The sequence below is a fragment of the Mangrovihabitans endophyticus genome, from assembly GCF_014646155.1.
Taxonomy (GTDB): domain Bacteria; phylum Actinomycetota; class Actinomycetes; order Mycobacteriales; family Micromonosporaceae; genus Actinoplanes; species Actinoplanes endophyticus.
This window is the reverse complement of the sequence record NZ_BMMX01000008.1, coordinates 158,985-179,386: the sequence shown is the minus strand read 5'-3', so window position 1 is coordinate 179,386 and position 20,402 is coordinate 158,985. Positions and strand designations below refer to the sequence as shown.

General features: G+C 72.9%; 14 protein-coding genes and 1 pseudogene. 3 read left to right on the top strand and 12 right to left on the bottom strand.

What is annotated here, in order from left to right:
* Positions 1 to 55 precede the first annotated feature (55 nt).
* From IEY73_RS12805 to IEY73_RS12790, 4 genes and pseudogenes are all read right to left on the bottom strand, one after another.
* Positions 56 to 945: pseudogene (locus tag IEY73_RS12805) on the bottom strand (M28 family peptidase); the annotation flags it as partial.
* 166 nt (positions 946 to 1,111) lie between these two features.
* On the bottom strand, positions 1,112 to 2,926 hold the full coding sequence (locus IEY73_RS12800) for a serine/threonine-protein kinase (protein WP_189079385.1): 1,815 nt from the start codon (positions 2,924 to 2,926) through the stop codon (positions 1,112 to 1,114).
* Positions 2,927 to 2,991: 65 nt separating this feature from the next.
* A complete protein-coding gene (locus tag IEY73_RS12795) occupies positions 2,992 to 3,948 on the bottom strand; it encodes a class F sortase (RefSeq protein WP_189079384.1) in 957 nt (318 codons plus the stop codon).
* 18 nt (positions 3,949 to 3,966) lie between these two features.
* Positions 3,967 to 4,800 (bottom strand): DUF4397 domain-containing protein, encoded by an 834-nt coding sequence (locus IEY73_RS12790; RefSeq protein ID WP_229715786.1) that lies wholly within the window; start codon positions 4,798 to 4,800, stop codon positions 3,967 to 3,969.
* Positions 4,801 to 5,334: 534 nt separating this feature from the next.
* On the opposite strand from IEY73_RS12790, the gene IEY73_RS12785 reads away from it, so the two are divergent.
* On the top strand, positions 5,335 to 9,903 hold the full coding sequence (locus tag IEY73_RS12785) for an ATP-dependent helicase (RefSeq protein ID WP_189079383.1): 4,569 nt from the start codon (positions 5,335 to 5,337) through the stop codon (positions 9,901 to 9,903).
* A 41-nt stretch (positions 9,904 to 9,944) separates the two neighbouring features.
* On the opposite strand, the gene IEY73_RS12780 is transcribed toward IEY73_RS12785, so the two are convergent.
* On the bottom strand, positions 9,945 to 10,874 hold the full coding sequence (locus IEY73_RS12780; protein ID WP_189079382.1) for an LLM class F420-dependent oxidoreductase: 930 nt from the start codon (positions 10,872 to 10,874) through the stop codon (positions 9,945 to 9,947).
* A 52-nt stretch (positions 10,875 to 10,926) separates the two neighbouring features.
* Between IEY73_RS12780 and IEY73_RS12775 the strand changes: the two genes are divergently transcribed.
* Together IEY73_RS12775 and IEY73_RS12770 are read left to right on the top strand one after the other, a co-directional pair.
* Positions 10,927 to 11,715, top strand: a complete 789-nt coding sequence (locus IEY73_RS12775) for an SAM hydrolase/SAM-dependent halogenase family protein (RefSeq protein WP_189079381.1) — start codon at positions 10,927 to 10,929, stop codon at positions 11,713 to 11,715.
* A 9-nt stretch (positions 11,716 to 11,724) separates the two neighbouring features.
* Positions 11,725 to 12,519 carry a DNA-formamidopyrimidine glycosylase family protein gene (locus tag IEY73_RS12770; RefSeq protein ID WP_189079380.1) on the top strand — a complete coding sequence of 265 codons (795 nt, stop codon included), beginning with the start codon at positions 11,725 to 11,727 and terminating at the stop codon, positions 12,517 to 12,519.
* Between the two features lie 38 nt (positions 12,520 to 12,557).
* On the opposite strand, the gene pspM is transcribed toward IEY73_RS12770, so the two are convergent.
* From pspM to IEY73_RS12735, 7 genes are all read right to left on the bottom strand, one after another.
* Complete coding sequence (gene pspM, locus IEY73_RS12765) at positions 12,558 to 13,319, bottom strand: phage shock envelope stress response protein PspM (RefSeq protein WP_189079379.1); 762 nt, start codon at positions 13,317 to 13,319, stop codon at positions 12,558 to 12,560.
* A gap of 33 nt (positions 13,320 to 13,352) precedes the next feature.
* On the bottom strand, positions 13,353 to 14,216 hold the full coding sequence (locus tag IEY73_RS12760; protein WP_189079378.1) for a PspA/IM30 family protein: 864 nt from the start codon (positions 14,214 to 14,216) through the stop codon (positions 13,353 to 13,355).
* A 214-nt stretch (positions 14,217 to 14,430) separates the two neighbouring features.
* On the bottom strand, positions 14,431 to 14,955 hold the full coding sequence (locus IEY73_RS12755) for a helix-turn-helix domain-containing protein (RefSeq protein WP_189079377.1): 525 nt from the start codon (positions 14,953 to 14,955) through the stop codon (positions 14,431 to 14,433).
* 149 nt (positions 14,956 to 15,104) lie between these two features.
* Positions 15,105 to 15,620, bottom strand: a complete 516-nt coding sequence (locus IEY73_RS12750) for a CinA family protein (protein ID WP_189079376.1) — start codon at positions 15,618 to 15,620, stop codon at positions 15,105 to 15,107.
* Positions 15,617 to 16,195: a CDP-diacylglycerol--glycerol-3-phosphate 3-phosphatidyltransferase gene (gene pgsA / locus IEY73_RS12745; RefSeq protein ID WP_189079375.1), complete on the bottom strand. Its 579-nt coding sequence runs from the start codon at positions 16,193 to 16,195 to the stop codon at positions 15,617 to 15,619. Before pgsA ends, IEY73_RS12750 begins: the two co-directional genes overlap by 4 nt.
* On the bottom strand, positions 16,192 to 17,679 hold the full coding sequence (gene rimO / locus IEY73_RS12740; RefSeq protein WP_189079374.1) for a 30S ribosomal protein S12 methylthiotransferase RimO: 1,488 nt from the start codon (positions 17,677 to 17,679) through the stop codon (positions 16,192 to 16,194). Before rimO ends, pgsA begins: the two co-directional genes overlap by 4 nt.
* A gap of 64 nt (positions 17,680 to 17,743) precedes the next feature.
* Entirely contained in the window at positions 17,744 to 20,269 is a 2,526-nt protein-coding gene (locus tag IEY73_RS12735; RefSeq protein ID WP_189079373.1) for a DNA translocase FtsK, read from the bottom strand.
* Positions 20,270 to 20,402: the final 133 nt, after the last annotated feature.

Below are 20,402 nucleotides of genomic sequence, written 5' to 3'. Positions count from 1 at the left end.
GGACGGTACGACGCGGCGACGCCGTACCGTCCGGGTCATGCCGTCGGCGAGCACGTCAGGCTCGGGTGACCATCAGATCGTCCACCGCGGCCTCGACGAGGCTGGCGGTCGCCTCGTCCGCAGCCTCCACCTGGATGCGGACCGTCTGCCCGGCGAACGCGGACAGGTCGACGGTCGCGGACTGCCACGACGCGGCCCGGTCGCTCGCCGCACCGGACTGGGTGAAGATCGTCGTCGTGGCCGAGCCGGTCACCACGCGCACCCGGAAGTAGTCGGCGCCGGCGGGGCGCAACTGGGTGGCCACGCCGGAGCTGGCCGGTTCGGCGGCGCCCCGCTCGAAACGGCCGGTGGTAGCAGGGGTCGAACGCGGCCTGGCTGCCGCCCCACAACTGGACCTGCGCCGCGGTCTTGCGTCCCTCGGCGCCGGTGAAGATGCCGCCCACCGGGATGCCCGCGGCGATGAACGGGCCGTAGTCGCTGCGCCCGTCGAAGTCGGTGCCCCGGGTCGGTACGCCGATCGAGGCGAAGTAGTCCGCCAAGGTCTGTTCGATCTGCGCGGACCCGGACGGGCCGGGGCCCGATCCGGTGTGGTCGGAGTCGTCCCCGTCGTACAGGAAATAGCCGGGGTTGGGCGAGCCCACCATGTCGAAATTCAGATAGCCGGTGATCGCGGCGCGCTGCGCGGAGCTGAGCGAGTTGACATAGGCGGTGGATCCGCGCAGGCCCAGCTCCTCGGCCCCCCCACCAGCCGAAACGCAGGTGCCGGACGGGATGGTAGCCGGTACGCGCGACGGCCAGCGCCACCTCCAGGTCGTCGGCCGAACCGGAGCCGTTGTCGTTGATGCCGGGGCCGGCAGTCACGCTGTCCAGGTGCGCGCCGATCATCAGCGTGTCCGAGGTGTCACCGCCCGGCCAGTCGGCGATGAGGTTGTAGCCGGTCGCCCCGCCGCACCGGCCAGGGGAATGACTCGCACGGGGTTCCTCCGCGATGTCGCAGGACGCCGTCGCGCGGGGTGAGGCGACGGTGACGCCGAGCATTCCAGAATGGCCCGCGGCCGTTGTCATACCGGTTGGCCCATATCGCAGCGGGCGGCGCGACCGCGCGGGCCGGTCAGGCGAACGACACGCTGGGCTGAATGGCCTGGTAGGTCGGCTTGTTGCCGACCCAGTCGATCTCCCGGGTGAGCCAGCCGAGCGCGTACGCCCTGCCGGGCAGCGCCACCCACCGGGTGATCACGTGCATCAGTACCCCACCGGAGGTGTAGCGGTACTCCCACTGGGCGGCGTGCTCGGCGAACGGATCGGCGCCCAGGCTGATCTCGCGGTAGCCGGGCAGCGCCCGCAGACGGATCATGCGGTCGCGTTCCGCCCGGCAGGCGGTCAGCGGGTCGCCGGTGGGTTTGCGAGCCGGGTCCACGCTCAGCACGCGAAGGCTGTCCGGGTCGCGGAAGCAGATGGTGGTGCCGACACGCTCGTACGTCCAGCCGTCGGGCACCCCGAGACGCAGATCCGAGCGGTCGTCGGTGAACAGGGAATATCCGGGCGGCAGCGCCCAGTTGCCGACACGCCGGGCGGCCCCCTGCTGGGGCGTGCGAGAAGCGTCCGCCGACGGCGGCCGGTTGCAGGTGACCGGGTTGAATCCGCCGGGCGCGACGATGGTGGCGCGCGACGCCGGTCCGGCGGCCGACGACGCGCCCGTGTCGGTGTCCCCGGCTCCGCGCCGGGTGGCATAGACGGCGACGCCGATGACCGCGACGGTGAGCACCGCGGCCATGACCGACCGGCCCCGGCGGGCGACGCGCCGGGACGACGGCACGGTGCGGCCGTGGGCCACCTCGACCTTGAGTCCACCGTCACGATCGGGGCGGTCGTCGACGGCCGGCTCCGCGGCGGCAGGCGGCTCGCCGTCGTCACCGCCGAGCGGTCTGCCCGGATCGCCGGACATTCGGCGCGGACGCGGCTCGAACCACGGTGGCGCCGCGCCGCCCTTCCCATGGGCAGGCGAACCGTCGGCGCGCGAGCCGTCCGCGCCTGCCGTGGCGCTCGCGGCACCGCCGGCCTGACGCTGCGCCGGAACCATCGAACGGTCGGCGGCCGGGGTGCGCCCCCCGGCGGCGATGAAGGCACGCAGCCTGCGGCCCACCTCGTCGGCGCTCAGGCGATCGCCGGGCGCGCGCCGGAGCAGGCCGGTCAGCACCGGAGCCAGGCCCTCCGCCAGCACGGGCGGATCGGGCTGCTCGGTGGCGAGCGCCATCAGGGTGGCCATGGCGCTCTCTCGCGCGTACGGGGAACGGCCCTCGACGGACGCGTAGAGGGTCGCGCCGAAGGACCAGAGATCGGATTCCACCGTGGATGCGCCGTCGCGGGCACGCTCCGGAGAGACGTACTGCGGTGACCCCACCACCAGGCCGGGCCCGGTCACCGTGCCGTCGTCGACGAAGGTGGCCAGGCCGAAATCGGTCAGCACCACGCGGCCGTTCTGGCCGATCAGCACGTTGTGTGGCTTGATGTCGCGGTGCAGCACTCCGGCGCGGTGCGCGGCGCTGAGCGCGTCCAGCACCTTCAGCCCGATCCGGGCCGCCGCCAGCGGGCTGTAGGGGCCGTCGTCGACGATGACCTGGTGCAACGAGCGCGACGGCACCAGCTCCATCACGATCCACGGCAGGCCGTCGGCGTGCACCACGTCGTAGATCTGCACGACGTTCGGATGGTTGAGCCGGGCGGCGCTGCGCGCCTCGCGAAGAGTGCGGTCGCGCAGCCGGGTCTTCTCGTCGTCGGTCATCCAGTCGGGCGGCACGAACTCCTTGACCGCGACGTCACGGTCGAGCATCTCGTCGCGCGCCATCCAGACGCGGCCCATGCCACCGGTGCCGACCGGTTCACCCAAACGATACCGACCCGCGATGAGCATGTGCCTGACCGCCATCAGCCCTCACTCGCATCGACCTGAAACCGAGGATAGTCATTCGGCGCGGTGCGCGGAAAGGATGATCACCCGGCCACCGCGTAGACCACGAGATTGTCCTCATACGACCGTAGGTGACGATCGAAAACCCCACCACACGTGATCAGTCGGAGTTGCCGGTCGGGAGTCGGACCATAAACCTTTTCGGTGGGGAATTTCTTCTTCGGGTACCAGGCCGTGGAAATCACCCGGAAGCGGACGGATTCTCCCCCGCGCGTCACATCGATCCGGTCGCCGGCGGCCAGTTCCCGCAATCGATAGAAGATCGCGGGTCCCTGTCGCGAGTCGACATGGCCCGCGATGATCGCCGGCCCCGGGTCACCCGGCGCGGTCCCCCCGGCGTACCACCCCGCCGAGCCGAAGTCCGTCGGCGGGACGAGCTGGCCGTCGTCGCCGAGGCGCAACGCCACCAGCGGGGTGTCCACCCCGATCGCCGGTATCCGCAGACGGGTCGGCGGTCCGGCGGCAACGGAGGCGGCGCCGGAGAACGGGTTGCCCGCCGACCGGTCGTTCGCCCCTGGCTCTTGCGCCGGGCCGAACGGGCCGGCCTGCGGGGACGCCGTGGCCTCCGGCCCGCCGGTCCACCGGCCCACCGAGGACTGCGTATGGGGCTCGCTGATCGCCAGGTAGGCGGTCGCGGCGACGAAGGCCGCCACCGCGGCGACCACCAGCGGCAGCAGGGCACGCCGCAGCCGGGACGGACGGCGGGACGAGGCCGGTCCCTCCGGTACGCCATCGTCCGCCGTCGACGGTGCCTCCGCCGTCTCCGGTGCCTCCGCCGTCGACGGTGCCGGCACCGGAGACGCTGCGGGAACCCGAGGCGGCGGCACCGGATCCGGCGCGAAGGCTTCCGGACCCACGTTGCTGTGCGGCCGGCCCGATCCGATCGGGCCGGCCGCGTGTCCGTCGTTGCGAGGCGGCGCCGTACGACCGGGGGCGGCCGGTGGCCGCGCCCCGGCGCTGCGAGCCGCGTCGGGCGTCATGACGGCGCCGTCACCGCCTCACGCCGTGCGTGGCCGCCGGACGGCCACCACGTAGCCTCCCGCCAGCACCGCCGCGACGGCGGCCAGCAGCAGCGCCATGGGCAGAGGTGACGAGGGCTGCGATCCGCCGGCGCCGGTGGCCACGCCGCCCTGCGGGACGGCACCCTGGCGGCTCGCGTCGATGTGCAGCTCGGGCTTCAGCCCGCCGCCCTTGGCGTCCAGGACCAGCAGCGAATAGACGCTGCCCGCGCCGAGTGTGCAGGGCAGCTCGCTGGTCTTGCCGCCGCCGCTGGGCGCCACGTTCACGGTCCACTTGCCGGGCTTGACGTCCCGGTAGTCGGTGGTGGTCGCGAACTGCACCCCGTCGGCGATGGTCGCTCCGCTCGACACGTCGACGTCCAGCACCGGAGCGCGTACCGAAGCCTGGATGATCCGGACCTTGGACTCTCCTGCCTGCGGCAGGCGCAGGTCGTCGTCCAGCACCCGCAGGCCCAGGTCCGCGTACCGGCCCACGCCGGCCACCGTGTAGGCCTTGCCGTCCTTGACCGAGACCTGGGTGGTGAGCACCGGCGGGGAGCCCTCGGCCGCGCCCGCCTTCCGCATGGCCACCGAGTAGGTGCCGACGGCCAGACGCATGTAGTCCGACATGACGCCGTAGCCGACACCGGGGAACTTCTGCGCCTTCGCGTCGCCCGACTCGGCCTGGAGATAGACGTCGACTTCCGGCGTATCGGGTGAGAGGTGCGCAAGCCGCACATAGCCCTCCCCCGCCTTGGCCTCGGCCGGCGAGGCGATGAGGGTGACGGTCGCGAGCGCGGCGAGAGCCACTGCCGCCGCGCCGAGGCGCGGCAAAAGTGAACCCTTTTCAACCTGGCAGCGAGCCCGCCGGTTGCGCACCGTCGACCAGCGGCGGCATCTGCCGGCCTCGCCACGTTGAGACAGGTTCAGTGGAACGTGGATGGACACGGAGCCTCCTGCCGGTGATGCTTGCCTGCGGAACGGATCGGTGGTGTCGCGTTGGGAGGAATCGAGCAGCGCCGAATGGAGCCGCTCCCTCGACGGAGATGCATTCTCGTCGAGATGAATGTGAAGTGCTTCGAAATCCAATCCTCCGGGTTACCTGAACACGCCCGAGGCATTACTTAATTGCGGTGCGAACGCCAATGAGTACCACTCGGGCCACCTCGCCAAACGGCGGAGTCCAATCTGCCGCACGGTAGGGAACCGCACCATGGTCCGTCCGGCCGACAGACCATGCACGGTCGCCGTCCGGGCTGTCGCCCATCGTCTGATAGGTGCGTGTCGTCAAGGTTCGTCATGGTGGCTGCCCGGGTGCCCCGTTCCGCCGGTCGCGGCGCCCGGAACTTGTCGGACCCGCGGTGCAGGATGGTCGGTGTGCGAAACGATGCATCCGAGCCGGCGTTGACGGCGCCGTCGCTGGAGTCGTTCGGACCCGCCACGCAGGCGTGGTTCCGGGCCGCGTTCGCCGCGCCCACCGCCGCCCAGGCCGGCGCTTGGCAGGCCATCGGCGCCGGCAGCAACGCCCTGGTGGTCGCGCCGACCGGCTCCGGCAAGACGCTCGCCGCCTTCCTGTCGTCGCTGGACCGGCTGTCCCGCGAGCCCATCCCGCCGGACGCGCGGCGGCGGTGCCGGGTGCTCTATGTCAGCCCGCTGAAGGCGCTCGCGGTGGATGTCGAGCGCAACCTGCGCGCGCCGCTGACCGGCATCCGGCAGGCGGCCGCGCGGCTCGGCATGCCGCCGCCGGAGATCACCGTGGGCATGCGCACCGGTGACACCCCGGCCGACGAGCGCCGCTCGTTCGCGCGCACCCCGCCGGACATCCTGATCACCACGCCGGAGTCGCTGTTCCTCATCCTGACCTCGGCGGCGCGCGAGGCGCTGCGCGGCGTGCGGACCGTGATCGTGGACGAGGTGCACGCCGTGGCGGCCACCAAGCGCGGCGCGCATCTGGCGCTGTCGCTGGAGCGGCTGGACGCCCTGCTGGAGAGCCCCGCGCAGCGCGTCGGCTTGTCTGCCACGGTGCGGCCGATCGACGAGACGGCAGCCTTCTTGGGCGGGGCGCAACAGGTGCGGATCGTGCAGCCGCCCGCGACGAAGACCATTCAGGTCGAGGTCCAGGTGCCGGTCGAGGACATGACCAGCCTGGACGAGACGGCGGACCCGGAGGATCCGGACGCACCCCGGCGGTCGCCGTCGATCTGGCCCGCCGTCGAGGAGCGGGTGCTCGACCTCGTCCAGGCGCACCGCTCGACGATCGTGTTCACCAACTCCCGGCGCGGCGCCGAGCGGTTGTGCGCCCGGATCAACGAGCTCGCCCAGGAGCGCACCGCGGCGGCGCCCCCGCCACCCGCTCGGTTGCCCGCCGAGATGATGGCCCAGGCGGGCGCCGCGTCGGGCGCATCCCCGGTGGTCGCGCGGGCGCACCACGGCAGCGTCTCGCGCGAGGAGCGCAAGCAGATCGAGGAGGCGTTGAAATCCGGCCGGCTACCCGCCGTGGTGGCCACGTCCAGCCTGGAGCTGGGCATCGACATGGGCGCGGTCGATCTGGTGGTGCAGATCGAGGCGCCGCCGTCGGTCGCGGCCGGCCTGCAGCGCATCGGCCGCGCCGGGCACCAGGTCGGCGCGGTGTCGCGCGGGGTGGTGTTCCCCAAGCACCGTGGCGACCTGGTCTCCTGCGCGGTGGTGGCCGAGCGGATGAGCGAGGGCGCCATCGAGGAGCTGCACCATCCGCGCAACCCGCTGGACGTGCTCGCCCAGCAGATCGTCGCGATGGTCGCGCTGGACGCCTGGCGGTTGGACGATCTGGCGGTGCTGGTCCGCCGGGCCGCGCCCTTCGCCGAGCTGCCCGACTCGGCGCTGCACGCGGTGCTCGACATGCTCTCCGGCCGATACCCGTCGACCGCGTTCGCGGAGTTGCGTCCGCGGCTGGTCTGGGACCGCGCCAGCGACGAGCTCACCGGCCGTCCGGGGGCCCAGCGACTCGCCGTGACCAGCGGCGGCACCATTCCCGACCGGGGCACCTTCGGCGTCTTCCTGGCCGGTTCCGCGCGGGCGTCACGGGTGGGCGAACTGGACGAGGAGATGGTGTACGAGTCGCGGGTGGGCGACGTGTTCCTGCTCGGGTCGACGTCGTGGCGCATCGAGGACATCACCCCGGATCGGGTGCTGGTGTCCCCGGCGCCGGGCGCGCCCGCGAAGATGCCGTTCTGGAAGGGCGACGCGCCGGGTCGCCCGATCGAGCTGGGCCGGGCGATCGGCGCGCGGTTGCGGTCCCTGACCCGCGCCGGCGACGAGTCCGCGTCGCAGGCCCTGCGCGCCGCCGGCCTGGACGCGTGGGCGGCCGACAATCTCATCGCCTACCTGCGCGAGCAGCGCGCGGCGACGCGTCACCTGCCGGACGACCGGACGGTGGTGGTCGAGCGGTTCCGCGACGAGTTGGGTGACTGGCGGATGACCGTGCACTGTGTGCTCGGCGCCCGGGTGAACGCGCCGTGGGCGTTGGCGATCGCCCGTCGGCTCACCGAACGCTACGGGGTGGACGGGCAGGTGACGCCGTCCGACGACGGCATCGTGGTGCGCCTGCCGGACACCGCGGACGAGCCACCCGGCGCCGACCTGATCGCCTTCGACCCGGAGGAGATCGCGCAGTTGGTCGAGGAGTCGGTGGGCACCTCGGCGCTGTTCGCGGCCCGCTTCCGCGAGTGCGCCGCACGGTCGCTGCTGTTGCCCCGCCGGGATCCCCGGCGTCGTCAGCCGTTGTGGCAGCAGCGCCAGCGATCCGCCCAGTTGCTCGATGTGGCGCGCGAGTTCGCCGACTTCCCGGTGACGCTGGAGGCCGCCCGCGAGTGCCTGCAGGACGTCTTCGACGTGCCGGGCCTGACCGGCCTGATGCGTGATCTCGGCGCCCGCAAGGTTCGGTTGGTGGAGGCGGAGACCGCACGGCCCTCGCCGTTCGCCCGGTCGCTGCTCTTCGGATTCGTCGGCGCGTTCATCTACGAGGGCGACGCGCCCCTGGCCGAGCGGCGCGCCGCAGCGCTGACCCTGGACTCCACCCTGCTCGGCGAGTTGCTCGGCCGGGTGGACCTGCGCGAGCTGCTGGATCCGGCGGTGGTGGCGGAGAGCGAGCAACAGCTACGGTGGCTGACCGACGCGCGACGCCCGCGCGACGCCGAGGACGTGGTGGAACTGCTGCGGGTGCTGGGCGACCTGTCACCGGCCGAGCTCACCGAGCGTGGCGCGGATCTGGGATGGCTGGCCGGCCTCACCCGGCGTGTGGTGCGGGTCCGCATCGCCGGGGAGGACCGCTGGATCGGCGTCGAGGACACCGGGCGCTACCGCGACGCGCTGGGCGTGGCGCCCCCGATGGGTGTCGCGGAGGCTTACCTCGAACCGGTGCCCGACCCGCTGGGCGATCTGGTCGCGCGATACGCCCGCACGCACGGCCCGTTCGCCGCCGCCACCTGCGCGGCCAGGTTCGGGCTCGGCGTGTTCGTGGTGGAGCAGGCGCTGAAACGGCTGGGCGCGGCCGGCCGTGTGGTCTCCGGCGAGTTCTCGCCCGCGGGTGCGGGCACCGAGTGGTGCGATGCGGAGGTGCTCCGGCTGCTGCGGCGACGCTCGCTGGCCGCCCTGCGCCGGGAGATCGAGCCGGTGCCGCACCGGACGCTTGCCGCGTTCCTGCCCCGCTGGCACCAGATCGGCGCCAACGCGCGGGGCACCGACGCGGCCGCCGCCGCCATCGAGCAGCTCCAGGGCCTCGCGATCCCGGCCTCGGCGTGGGAGAGGCTGGTGCTGCCGGCCCGGGTGGCCGACTACTCCCCCGCACACCTGGATGAGCTGTGCAGCGGCGGCGAGGTCGTGTGGGCCGGCTCCGGCGCCCTCGGCGGACACGACGGGTGGGTCACCCTGGCATACGCGGACAGCGCCGCGCTGCTCCTGCCGCCGCCCGACGATGAGGCCGCGCTGCCCCCACTGCACCAATCGGTGCTGACGGCGCTGACCGACGGGCAGGCGTTGTTCTTCCGTGCGCTGTCGGACCGGGTGGAGTCCACCGACGACCAGGCCCTCCAGGCGGCGGTGTGGGACCTGGTCTGGGCCGGACACCTCACCAACGACACCTTCGCCCCGTTGCGGGCCCTGCTCGGCGGGGCCGGGGCCCACCGCGCGAAGGCGACGCCGGCCCGGACCCGATACCGCCGTCCCGGCCGTCCACGCCTGCCCAGCCGCAGCGGGCCACCGGTCATGGCGGGCCGCTGGTCCCGGCTGCCCAGCCGGGATCTGGACCCGACACGCCGCGGCGCGGCGGTGGCGGACCTGCTGTTGGAACGGCACGGGGTGGTGACCCGCGGCGCGGTCGCGGCCGAGGGCGTGACCGGCGGCTTCGCCGCGGTCTATCCGGTGCTCGCCGCGCTGGAGGAACGCGGGGCGGCACGTCGCGGCTACTTCGTCGAAGGGCTGGGCGCCGCGCAGTTCGCCGTGCCCGGCGCGGTCGATCGCCTGCGGGCGCTCGCCGAGCCGGCGGACCGGGCCGCCGCACCCGCCGCGACGGCTCAGGTGCTCGCCGCCACCGACCCGGCGAACCCCTATGGCGCCGCCCTGCCGTGGCCGGAACGCGCCGTGGACAGCGGCGACGGCGACCGGGAGGCCGCCTCCGGGCACCGGGCCGGGCGCAAGGCGGGCGCGCTTGTCGTCCAGGTCGGCGGCGAGCTGGCGCTCTACGTCGAGCGCGGGGGACGCACGCTGCTCTCCTTCACCGACCAGACGGACGCGCTGGTGGCCGCCGGCCAAGCCCTGGCGGGCGCGGTGCGGTCCGGCGCGCTCGGCGCGATATCGGTGGAACGCGCCGACGGTGAGTCGGTGCACGCCTCGCCGCTGGCCGACGCGCTGACCGCGGCCGGTTTCCGAGCCACGCCGCGCGGCCTGCGGTTACGCGGGTGACGCCCGGCGAGCCCGCGCCCGCAGGGCGCGCCGCCGAGACGTCAGCCGAGCTGCGGCGCGACCGCGGTGGCCACCAGTTCGAGGTGATGCAGGTCCGCGAGGTCGAGCGTCTGCAGATAGAGCCGTCCGGCACCGGCCTGCGCATATCGCCCGATGGTCTCCACCACCTCGTCCGGCGTGCCGACCGCACCACCGGCGGCGCGCATCTCGTCCACGTCGCGGCCGATCGCGGCGGCGCGGCGGCGCACCTCGGCGTCGTCGCGGCCGCAGCAGAGCACGACGGCGGAGGAGCACATGGGCGGCTCGGCGCGGCCGATCGCAGCCGCGGCCTGGCGGACCCGATCGAACAGCACGGGCACGTCAGCCGGCGTCGCGAACGGCGTGTTGAACTCGTCGGCGAACCGGGCGGCCAGGTCGGGGGTGCGCTTCTTGCCGTGCCCGCCCACGATGATCGGCGGACGCGGCGACTGAACCGGCTTCGGCAGGCCCGGCGAATCGGTGACCTGGTAGTGCTTGCCGCCGAAGGTGTACGGCGTGCCGGACGGCGTGGTCCACAGGCCGGTGACGATCTCTAGCTGTTCGGTCAGCCGGTCGAACCGCTCTCCCACCGGCGGGAACGGAATCCCGTACGCGGCATGCTCCCGCTCGAACCACCCGCCGCCGAGGCCGAGCTCGACTCGCCCACCGCTCATCGCATCCACCTGGGCGGCGGCGATGGCCAGCGGGCCGGGCAGCCGGAAGGTGGCCGAGGTGACGAGCGTGCCGAGCCGGATCCGGGACGTCTGCACGGCGAGCCCGGCGAGCGTGACCCACGCGTCGGTAGGGCCGGGCAGGCCGTCACCGCCCATGGTCAGGTAGTGGTCGGAGCGGAAGAATCCGTCGAATCCGGCCTCCTCGGCGAACTGCGCGACCCGGCGCAGGTCGTTGTAGCTGGCCCCCTGCTGGGGCTCGGTGAAGATGACCAATCGCATGGATTAACACTGCCAGATCACACACGGTGAAAACGCGATAACGTAGGCCACCATGGGCGGCTATGGATGGATCAGTCTCACCACGGACTACGGCACCTTCGACGGATTCGTCGCGGCGTGCCACGGCGTCATCGCGCGCATCGCCCCGCAGATCCGGGTGATCGATGTGACACATCATGTGCCGCCCGCCGACGTGGCCCGCGGCGCCGCCGTGCTGGCGCAGACCGCGCCGCACCTGCCGCCGTCGGTGCACGTCGCGGTGGTCGATCCCGGCGTCGGCACCGCACGTCGAGGCATCGCGATCGGCACACCCAACGGGCTGCTGGTCGGGCCGGACAACGGCGTGCTGATCTGGGCCGCGGAGGCGCTGGGCGGCATCGACGCGGTGGCCGAACTGGCCAACAAGGACTGGTTCCCGGACGACATGTCGCGCACCTTCCACGGCCGCGACGTGTTCTCGCCGGCCGCCGCGCGGCTGGCGGCCGGGGCGGCCCTGGACGAGGCCGGCCCGTCCGTCGAGGCGGCATCGCTGGTGCGGCTGCCGGACCCGGTCGTGGCGGTCGGCGACGGCTGGCTGGAGGCCGAGGTCAGCACCGTCGACCGGTTCGGCAATGTGCAACTGGCCGCGGACGGCGAGCTGCTGTCCGGGCTCCCCCACGAGCTGAGCATCGGCGGCACCGTCCGCGCCCGCCGCGGCACCACCTTCGCCGACGTGGAGAAGGGCGAGCTGCTGGTGTACGAGGACTCCGCCGGCCGGGCGGCCATCGCGGTCAACAACGGACGGGCGGTCGTGGTGCTCTCCGTGCAGCCGGGCGACATCGTCAAGATCGCCGGGCGCTGAACGGCCGACATGCCCGAGGGCGACACCGTCTGGAACACCGCACGCGTGCTGGAGCGTGCGCTGGTCGGCGACGTGCTCACCGGCTCGGACTTCCGGGTCCCGCAGCTCGCCACCGCAGACTTGACCGGGTACGCCGTACGCTCGTCCGGCAGCCGCGGCAAACATCTGCTGCTCCGGCTGACCCGCGACGACCGGGCCGTGACGCTGCACTCCCACCTGCGCATGGACGGGACCTGGCGGGCGTACCGGCCGGGTGAGCGCTGGACCGGGCGGCCGTCGCACCTGATCCGCGTGGTGCTGCGGACCGCCCGCTCGGTGAGCGTCGGCTACCACCTGCACGAGTTGGCGCTGCTGCCCACCGCGGACGAGGCCAAGCACCTGGACCATCTCGGCCCGGACCTGCTGGGCGCCGACTGGAACCCGGCCGAGGCGGTACGCCGCATCGCCGCCCGACCGCAGATCAGCATCGCCGAGGCGCTGCTGGATCAGCGAAACCTGGCGGGCGTCGGCAACCTCTACAAGGCCGAGACGCTGTTCCTGCGCGGCCTGTGGCCGTGGACGCGGGTCGCCGAGGTGGCAGATCTCGACGGCACCGTCCGGCTGGCGCAGAAGCTGGTGGCCTCGAACAGGGGACGGTGGACGCAGACCACCACCGGATCGTTGCGCCGCGGCGAGACCAGCTATGTCTATGGCCGGAGGGCGCAGCCGTGCCGGCGCTGCGGCACCCTGATCCGCAAGGCCGAGCAGGGTGAGCGGGTCACCTATTGGTGCCCGCGGTGTCAGCCCGAGCCGGCCGACGGGTGACTCACCCCCGGCCGGGCGCCCTCATCCGGCCGGTGCCCTCATCCGGCCGGGCGGTATTGCCGCAGCTCGGAGAGTCCTTCGGCGACGCCGCGCATCCGGTCGGTGGCCTCCATCAGCCGGACCAGCGCCGGATGCCGGTCGTCGGCGACCGGGTGGCCGTCCTCGGCGACGAAGCTGGCCGCCGCGGCCACCAGCCGCTCGTACGCCGTCACGCCCTCGGTGAACTGCCCGGCCAGACTCTCGTGCGCGGTGGCCAGCGCGGCCCGCTGCTCGGGCGGGCTGAGCGGCAGAGCCCGCTCCACGCTCGCCGCGCGCTGGCCGAGGTCGCGCAGCCATTCCTCGGCCACCGCAGCCTCCAGCATGGCCGTCTCGCCGGCCCCGATCAGCCGCCCGGCCAAGCCTTGCATGGTCGACGCGGCGCGATCGAGGCGATCCCACGACTGCGCTACCGTGGCGCCGCGCAACGCGTACCGCGTTCGCTGCCGCCGCATCTCGTGCACGAGCGACCGGCCGGCGGGGAACCGCTCGACCGCGTCCACCAGGCGCTGGCCGGGTGGCAACTGCACGGGAGGGGGCGGCGCGGGCGTCGCGGCGAGCGCTCGGTGGTCACTCCAGCGCCACCAGGCCAGCGCCACGGTGGCACCGGCCCCGGCCGCCCAGAATGCGTCCGGGAGGCCGATCCCCTGATAGGGGGTGAGCACCGCCGCGGCGGCGGCCAGCCCGCCGCCGATCACGCTCCACCGGCGTGCCGAACCGCGCAGCCGACGCAACCGGCGGAAATATCTCGTGCGCTCGTCCACCTCAGCAACACCCCCTCCCCCGCGCCGGACCGGTCAGCCGGCGGCCGTGGTGTCGCCGCGTGACGAGTTCATGCTGGCCCGGATCTCATCCAGGCGGGCGACGCTCGCCGGGTCGGCGGCCGGCGTGGACGATCCCGTCTCCACCTCGGGCTGACCCTGCGCACCGCCGAGCTGATCGCCGGCCATGCTGGCCCGGATCTGCTCAAGTCGCGACGAGCCGGCCATGTCGAGGCTGGATTTCTGCACCTCCAGCATGCGGCCCTCGACCGAGTTGGAGGCGAGCTCGGCGCGGCCCATCGCGTTCGCGTACCGCTGCTCGATCTTGTCGCGCACCTCGTCGAGGGAGGGCGTGTTGCCGGGCGCCGACAGCGACGACATCGACTCCAGCGACTTGGCCACGGTCTCCTGCATCTTGGCCTGCTCAAGCTGGCTGAGCAGCCGTGACCGCTCGGCGATGCGCTGCTGCAGCACCATGGCGTTGTTCTCCACCGCCTTGCGGGCCTGCCCGGCCGCGCCCAGCGCCTGGTCGTGCAGCGTCTTCAGGTCCTCCATGGCCTGCTCGCCGGAGACCAGTTGGGTGGCCAGCGTCTGCGCGGTCTGCTCGTATTTCTGCGCCTCGGCCTCGTCACCTGAGGAACGGGCCCGATCGGCGAGCACCAGCGCCTGCCGCGCCATGCCCTGCAGCTTTTCCACCTCGGACATCTGGCGGGACAGCTTCATCTCGAGCTGACGCTGGTTTCCGATCACCGCGGCTGCCTGCTGGACCAGGGCCTGATGCTGACGCTGCGCGTCCTCGATGGCCTGCTGGATCTGGACCTTCGGGTCGGCGTACTCGTCGATCTTCGCGCCGAAGAGCGCCATCATGTAACGCCAGCCCTTGACGAACGGGTTCGCCATATCGCGGTATCCCCTCAATGTCGCTCGGTCGGACACGCCACCGACGCCACAACCGTCACGGCGGCGCGACACCATCGTGTCAGTTCCGCGCCACCCGCGTCACGTGACCTACGGGGGATCTCAGGGTATCGGTCTGGGTAACCCCCAGTGTCGAGGCTACGCGCACGACACGGCTCGGGCGAGAGGTGTCGCCGGGGCGGCGTGGGACGCCGGGTCAGGCGGCGTAGACCACGTCGCGCTGGCGGCTGCGGGTGGTGCGCAGGGTGGCCTTGAGCGGAGAGTCCTGGTGCACCGAGATCGACACGGTGCCCTCAGTCGCGATCTGGCGGCGCGGCTGGTCCACGGCGACCGACGCAACCGCGCGGGGCTCGGCGGACGCTGCCGGCGCCGCGGCCGAAGCGGGCGACGACGCGGCGGCAGACTCGGTCGGCTCGGCACCCGCTGCGGGCACGCGCTCCTGCGGCACCGGATCGTGGCGCACCGGAGCCAACACCCCGTCAACGCCCTCGGCCAGCGCCAGCGTGCCGCTGACGTCGCCGAGCAACTCGGACAGGCGCGCGCCAAGCGCGTCACAGATCGCGGCGAGCAACTCGCTCGATGCTTCCTTCTGGCCGCGCTCGATCTCGGACAGATAGCCCAGACTGACGTTGGCCGCCGTAGAGACCTCCCGCAACGTGCGGTGCTGTCCCTGCCGGCGCGCCCGAAGTGCGTCACCGATAACCCGGCGTAGCAGGACCATGGCACCTCCTCCTGCGGCGGGGCCCACCGGCAGCCGCCGGAGGCTTCCCGCAACCGTACCCGCTACCGGCCACCCCGACATACCGCCCCGCCGAATTCCGCAACCGGGCCCGGCTCGGGCGCGCCCGGCCCGAACCCGGACCGACGAGGTCATCCCGGACCGCGCCCCCGGCCGCCGATGCTGGGCTCGGCGGCGGCCAGTTCCGCACCGAGCAGCGCCAGCACGGCCGACACCGCCGCCGCCCGGATCCGCGCACGAGAGCCGTCAAACCGCAGCTCACGGGCGGTGGTGCGGGTCGGGCCGGCCACCGCGACATAGACCAGTCCCACCGGCTTGCCCTCCTGCGGGTCCGGGCCGGCCACCCCGGTGGTGGCCACGCCCCAGTCGGCGATGCACCGCTCGCGGGCGCCGACGGCCAGGGCACGAGCGACATCCGGATCCACCGCGCCGCGCTCGGCGAGCAACGACTCGGGGACCCCGGCCAGCACATTCTTCAGATCTGTGGCGTATACCACCATGGCGCCGCGGAAGACCACGCTCGCCCCGGGCACCTCCACCAGGGTGGCCGCGACCAGCCCGCCGGTGAGGGATTCCGCGCAGGCCACCGTCTGGCCACGCGAGCGCAGCGCGCGGACGAGCGGCTCCGCGGCCGGCTCGGTGGTCACCGGCGCATCCGGATCGCCTGCACCACATAGTCGACGCCGGTGACCACCGTGGCCACCACGGCCGCGCCCATCAGCCACGGACCGGCCGCGTCGGCCGGCGCGGGCACCGGCCACAGGTACCAGGCGATCGCCGCGATCTGCAGGGCCGTCTTGACCTTGCCACCCCGGCTCGCCGGGATGATGCCGTAGCGGATGACCCAGAATCGCAGCCCGGTGACGCCCCACTCGCGGAGCAGGATCAGACCGGTCACCCACCACGGCAGCCGGTCGTGGAGGGACAGCAGCACCAGCGCGGTGCCGGTGAGTGCCTTGTCCGCGATCGGGTCGGCCACCTTGCCGAACGACGTCACGAGATGGAAGCGCCGGGCCACCCAGCCGTCCACGAAGTCGGTCGCCGAGGCCACGCAGAACACCAGGCAGGAGGCCATCCGCCAGCCGACCGATGTCATGCCGGACACGCCCACCAGCACGGCGAAGACCGGGATGAGCACGATCCGCACCACGGTCAGCAGGTTCGCCGGGTTGTACAGCGACACCCCCCGCGGTGCGGTCACTGACGCCGGCTCGTCGGTCACCGCGCCGACACCGCGGCCGAGACCATCTCCACCGGCTCGGCGACCAGGTCCACGCCCTCGGTGGCGACGACCTTGGCACGCACCAGATCACCCGGGCACAGCGCCGTCAGGTCCCCGCCGGACACGTCATCGGCGACAAGCGTGGTGGATCCGTCGACCTCCGGCGCCTGGTGCGCGGCCCGGCCCTCCACGACGCCGTCCGCGACCGAGTCCACCAGCACCTCGACGGTGCTGCCCAGCCGATCCTCGGCCCGCTGCGCGCACAACTCGTCGGCCAGCGCGACGATCCGGTCGTACCGGCGCTTGACGGTCTCCGAGCGGACCTTGCCGGACATCCCGGCGGCTTCGGTGCCGTCCTCGTCGCTGTAGTCGAACACCCCGATCGCGTCCAGCCGGGCGGCGGTCAGGAAGCGCTCCAGCTCGGCCACGTCGGTCCGGGTCTCACCGGGAAAGCCGACGATGAAGTTGCTCCGCGCCCCGGCCTGCATGTCCAGTTCCCGCGCCGAGTCCAGCAGGTCGAGGAAGCGCTCGGTGGAGCCGAAGCGGCGCATCCGACGCAGCAGCGGCTCGCTGGAGTGCTGGAAGGACAGGTCGAAATAGGGTGCCACGCCCGGGGTCGTGGCAATCACCTCGACCAGACCCGGCCGGGTCTCGGCCGGCTGAAGATAGCTGGCGCGCACGCGCACGATGCCGTCCACCGCGGCGAGCTGCGGCAGCAGCTTCTCCAGCGCGCGCGGATCGCCCAGGTCCTTGCCGTACGACGTGCTGTTCTCGCTGACCAGCACCAGCTCCCGGACGCCGGAGCGGGCCAGCCATTCCGCCTCGGCCAGCAGCTCCTGCGGGTCGCGGGAGACGAACGCCCCGCGGAACGCGGGAATCGCGCAGAACGCGCACCGCCGGTCGCAGCCGCTGGCGAGTTTCAGGCTGGCCACCGGGCCGTCGTCGAGCCGGCGGCGCAGCACCTGCCGCAGGTGCGCGGGGGTGTGCTCGTCGACTGTCGCATGGCCGGGCACCACCACCTTGGCCGCGGGCCGTTGCACCGGCGTCAGCGGCAGCAGCTCCCGGCGGTCACGCGGGACATGCGCGTCGAAGGTCTCCCCCGCGAGCACGCCGTCCAGCCGCGCTGCGATGTCGGTGTAGTCGTCGAAGCCCAGCACGGCCTGCGCCTCGGGCAGGCTGGCGGCCAGCTCCCGGCCGTACCGCTCGGCCATGCAGCCCGCGGCGACCACCTTGGCCCCGGTGTCGGCCGCCGCCAGCAGCGTGTCGATCGAGTCCTGCTTCGCCTTCTCCACGAAGCCGCACGTGTTGACCAGAACCACGTCGGCACCGTCGGCGTCGGTGCTGACCTGCCATCCGCCCGCGTCCAGCCGGGCCGCCAACTCCTCGGAATCGACCTCGTTGCGGGCGCAGCCGAGGGTCAGCAGCGCGACGCGCCGAGGTGCGGAGCCGGAGCCGGGAGCGGGCGTGGGGGTGACAGACACCATCCGAGGGTACCGGGGCGAACGCCCGCGACCCGTCCCGCCCGCCGGACCGGGTGACCACGGGAGGTCAGTCGTCCACCCGCAGCGTGGCCAGGGTCTGCTCCAGCTCGTCCGGCTTGACCAGCACCTCGCGCGCCTTGGAGCCCTCGGACGGCCCGACGATGCCGCGCGTCTCCATCAGGTCCATCAGCCGGCCCGCCTTGGCGAAACCGACCCGAAGCTTGCGCTGCAGCATCGAGGTGGAGCCGAACTGCGAGCTCACCACGAGCTCGATCGCCTGCAGCAGGACGTCCAGGTCCTCGCCGATCTCCTCGTCGATGTCCTTCTTCTTGCTCGCCGCCGGGGCGGTCACGTCCGCACGGAACTCCGGCTCCCGCTGGTCCTTGCAGAACTTGACGACCGCATGGATCTCCTTCTCGTCGACCCAGGCGCCCTGCAGGCGGACCGGCTTGGAGGCGCCCATCGGCAGGAACAACCCGTCCCCGCGGCCGAGCAGTTTCTCCGCACCCGGCTGGTCGAGGATGACCCGCGAATCGGACAGCGAACTCGTCGCGAACGCCAGACGGGACGGCACGTTCGCCTTGATCAAGCCGGTCACCACGTCGACCGACGGCCGCTGGGTGGCCAGCACCAGGTGGATGCCCGCCGCGCGGGCGAGCTGCGTGATCCGCACGACCGAGTCCTCCACGTCGCGCGGGGCCACCATCATCAGGTCGGCCAGCTCGTCGACGATCACCAGCAGGTACGGGTACGGCTTCATCTCCCGCTCGCTGCCCGGCGGCGCGGTGATCTCGCCGGTGCGCACCTTGCGGTTGAAGTCGTCGATGTGGCGCACCCCGTTGGCGGCGAGATCGTCGTAGCGCATGTCCATCTCGCGCACGACCCATTCCAGCGCGTCGGCCGCCTTCTTCGGGTTCGTCACGATCGGCGTGACCAGGTGCGGGATTCCCTCGTACGAGGTCAGTTCCACCCGCTTCGGGTCCACCAGCAGGAGCCGGACCTCATCCGGCGTGGCCCGGGTGAGCAACGAGACCAGCAGCGAGTTGAGACATGACGACTTGCCCGCGCCGGTAGCGCCCGCGATGAGGATGTGCGGCATCTTGGCCAGGTTCGCCACCACGAAACCGCCCTCGATGTCCTTGCCGAGCGCGACAAGCATCGGGTGATGGTCGGAGGTGGCCGCGCGGGACCGCAACACGTCACCCAGCGACACGTTCTCCGGGTCGGCGTTCGGGATCTCCACACCGACCGCGCTCTTGCCCGGGATCGGGGACAGGATGCGCACGTCGGGCGACTTCACCGCGTACGCGATGTTGCGCGAGAGCTGGGTGATCCGTTCGACCTTGACGCCCGGCCCGAGTTCGACCTCGTACCGGGTGACCGTCGGGCCGCGGGTGAACCCGGTGACCTGGGCGTCGATGTTGAACTGGTCGAACACGCCGGTGAGCGCGTTCATCACCTCGTCGTTGGCGCGGCTGCGGGACTTCGCCGGCGCGCCCTTGGTCAGCAGGTTCGGCGGGGGCAGCCGGTAGTCACCGGGCACCGCCGAGATGTCCAACTGCTCGGCGCGGGTGGGCAGCGTCGAGTGCTCCGGCGGCTCCGGCGACTTGCGGCTGGCCGGCAGTTTGGCGCCACGGGGCAGCACCACCGTGTCGCGCATGACTTCGTCACCGGTGTCCGGCGGCTCGTCGGCGTCCTCGGCCTCGTCGGCCAGCCCCACGTCGGCCAGCGAGCCCTGACGGCGGCGTGCCGGCCGGCGTTTCGGCGGCGCATCCTGCTCCGGCAGTTCGTCCATGATCGGCCCGCCGGACAGCGTCTCCGGCGCCGGGGACCGGCCCATCAACACGTCGATCAGCAGCATCAGTCGCTCCGGCACCTTGCTGATCGGCGTCGCGGTGATCACCAGCAGCCCGAAGAACAGCAGCAGGATGAGCAGCGGCACGGCCACCCAGCCGGTCACCGCGCGTTCCAGCAGGCCGCCCACGCCGTACCCGATCAGGCCGCCGGCGCCGCTGATCTCCACGTCGCCGTCCGGCCGCTGCGCGATGTGCAGCAGACCGGCCGCCGCCATCACGATCGTCGACCAGCCGACCAGCGACCGGCCCCGGTGCTCCGGATCGGCGGGCTTGCGCATCAGCCGCACCGCGCCGTAGAGCAGCAGCAGCGGCAACAGCACCGCCAGGCCACCGAAGAACAGGCGGACGGCGTCGGCGACCCGGGTGCCGACCGGGCCGGCGCTGCCGGCCCATACCGCCACCCCGACCAGGATCGCCAGGCCGAGCATGAGCAGGCCGGCACCGTCGCGACGATGTTCCGGGTCGATGTCCCGGGCGGTCGCCGCCTGCCGGCCCACGCCACGGGCGGCCCAGCCGACGCTGTGCGCCACCCCCATCCAGAGCATGGCCGCTCCCCGGCCGAGACCCGCGGCGACCGCGGTGCCGACCCCGGGCCGGGAGCTGCGGCCTCGGGCGGCCGGGCGGCCGGACTTGCGCGCCGGTTGCCGGACGGGCTGTTTGCGGGCGCGCGACGACGCGGCACCGCGCGTCGTGGACGCGGTGCGACCCCGGCTCGCCGGAGGAGTGCGGCCCGCCATGCTCAACACCGTAACGTCGCGAGACCCGTACGCATTGACGGCGCACCGGGAGACGCCCGCCGGATGTGTGCGGACCGGGTCACGACGCAGCGCTGCCCCGCACGCCCGAGCGGAGGAGGATCGGGCGGCGGGG

Excerpts from the sequence above, each read along its gene's own strand:
- IEY73_RS12800 (WP_189079385.1), bottom strand. The coding sequence starts at position 2,926 with ATGGCGGTCAGGCACATGCTCATCGCGGGTCGGTATCGTTTGGGTGAA.
- IEY73_RS12795 (WP_189079384.1), bottom strand. The coding sequence starts at position 3,948 with ATGACGCCCGACGCGGCTCGCAGCGCCGGGGCGCGGCCACCGGCCGCC.
- IEY73_RS12785 (WP_189079383.1), top strand. The coding sequence starts at position 5,335 with ATGGTCGGTGTGCGAAACGATGCATCCGAGCCGGCGTTGACGGCGCCG.
- IEY73_RS12780 (WP_189079382.1), bottom strand. The coding sequence starts at position 10,874 with ATGCGATTGGTCATCTTCACCGAGCCCCAGCAGGGGGCCAGCTACAAC.
- IEY73_RS12775 (WP_189079381.1), top strand. The coding sequence starts at position 10,927 with ATGGGCGGCTATGGATGGATCAGTCTCACCACGGACTACGGCACCTTC.
- IEY73_RS12770 (WP_189079380.1), top strand. The coding sequence starts at position 11,725 with ATGCCCGAGGGCGACACCGTCTGGAACACCGCACGCGTGCTGGAGCGT.
- IEY73_RS12760 (WP_189079378.1), bottom strand. The coding sequence starts at position 14,216 with ATGGCGAACCCGTTCGTCAAGGGCTGGCGTTACATGATGGCGCTCTTC.
- IEY73_RS12755 (WP_189079377.1), bottom strand. The coding sequence starts at position 14,955 with ATGGTCCTGCTACGCCGGGTTATCGGTGACGCACTTCGGGCGCGCCGG.
- rimO (WP_189079374.1), bottom strand. The coding sequence starts at position 17,679 with ATGGTGTCTGTCACCCCCACGCCCGCTCCCGGCTCCGGCTCCGCACCT.
- IEY73_RS12735 (WP_189079373.1), bottom strand. The coding sequence starts at position 20,269 with ATGGCGGGCCGCACTCCTCCGGCGAGCCGGGGTCGCACCGCGTCCACG.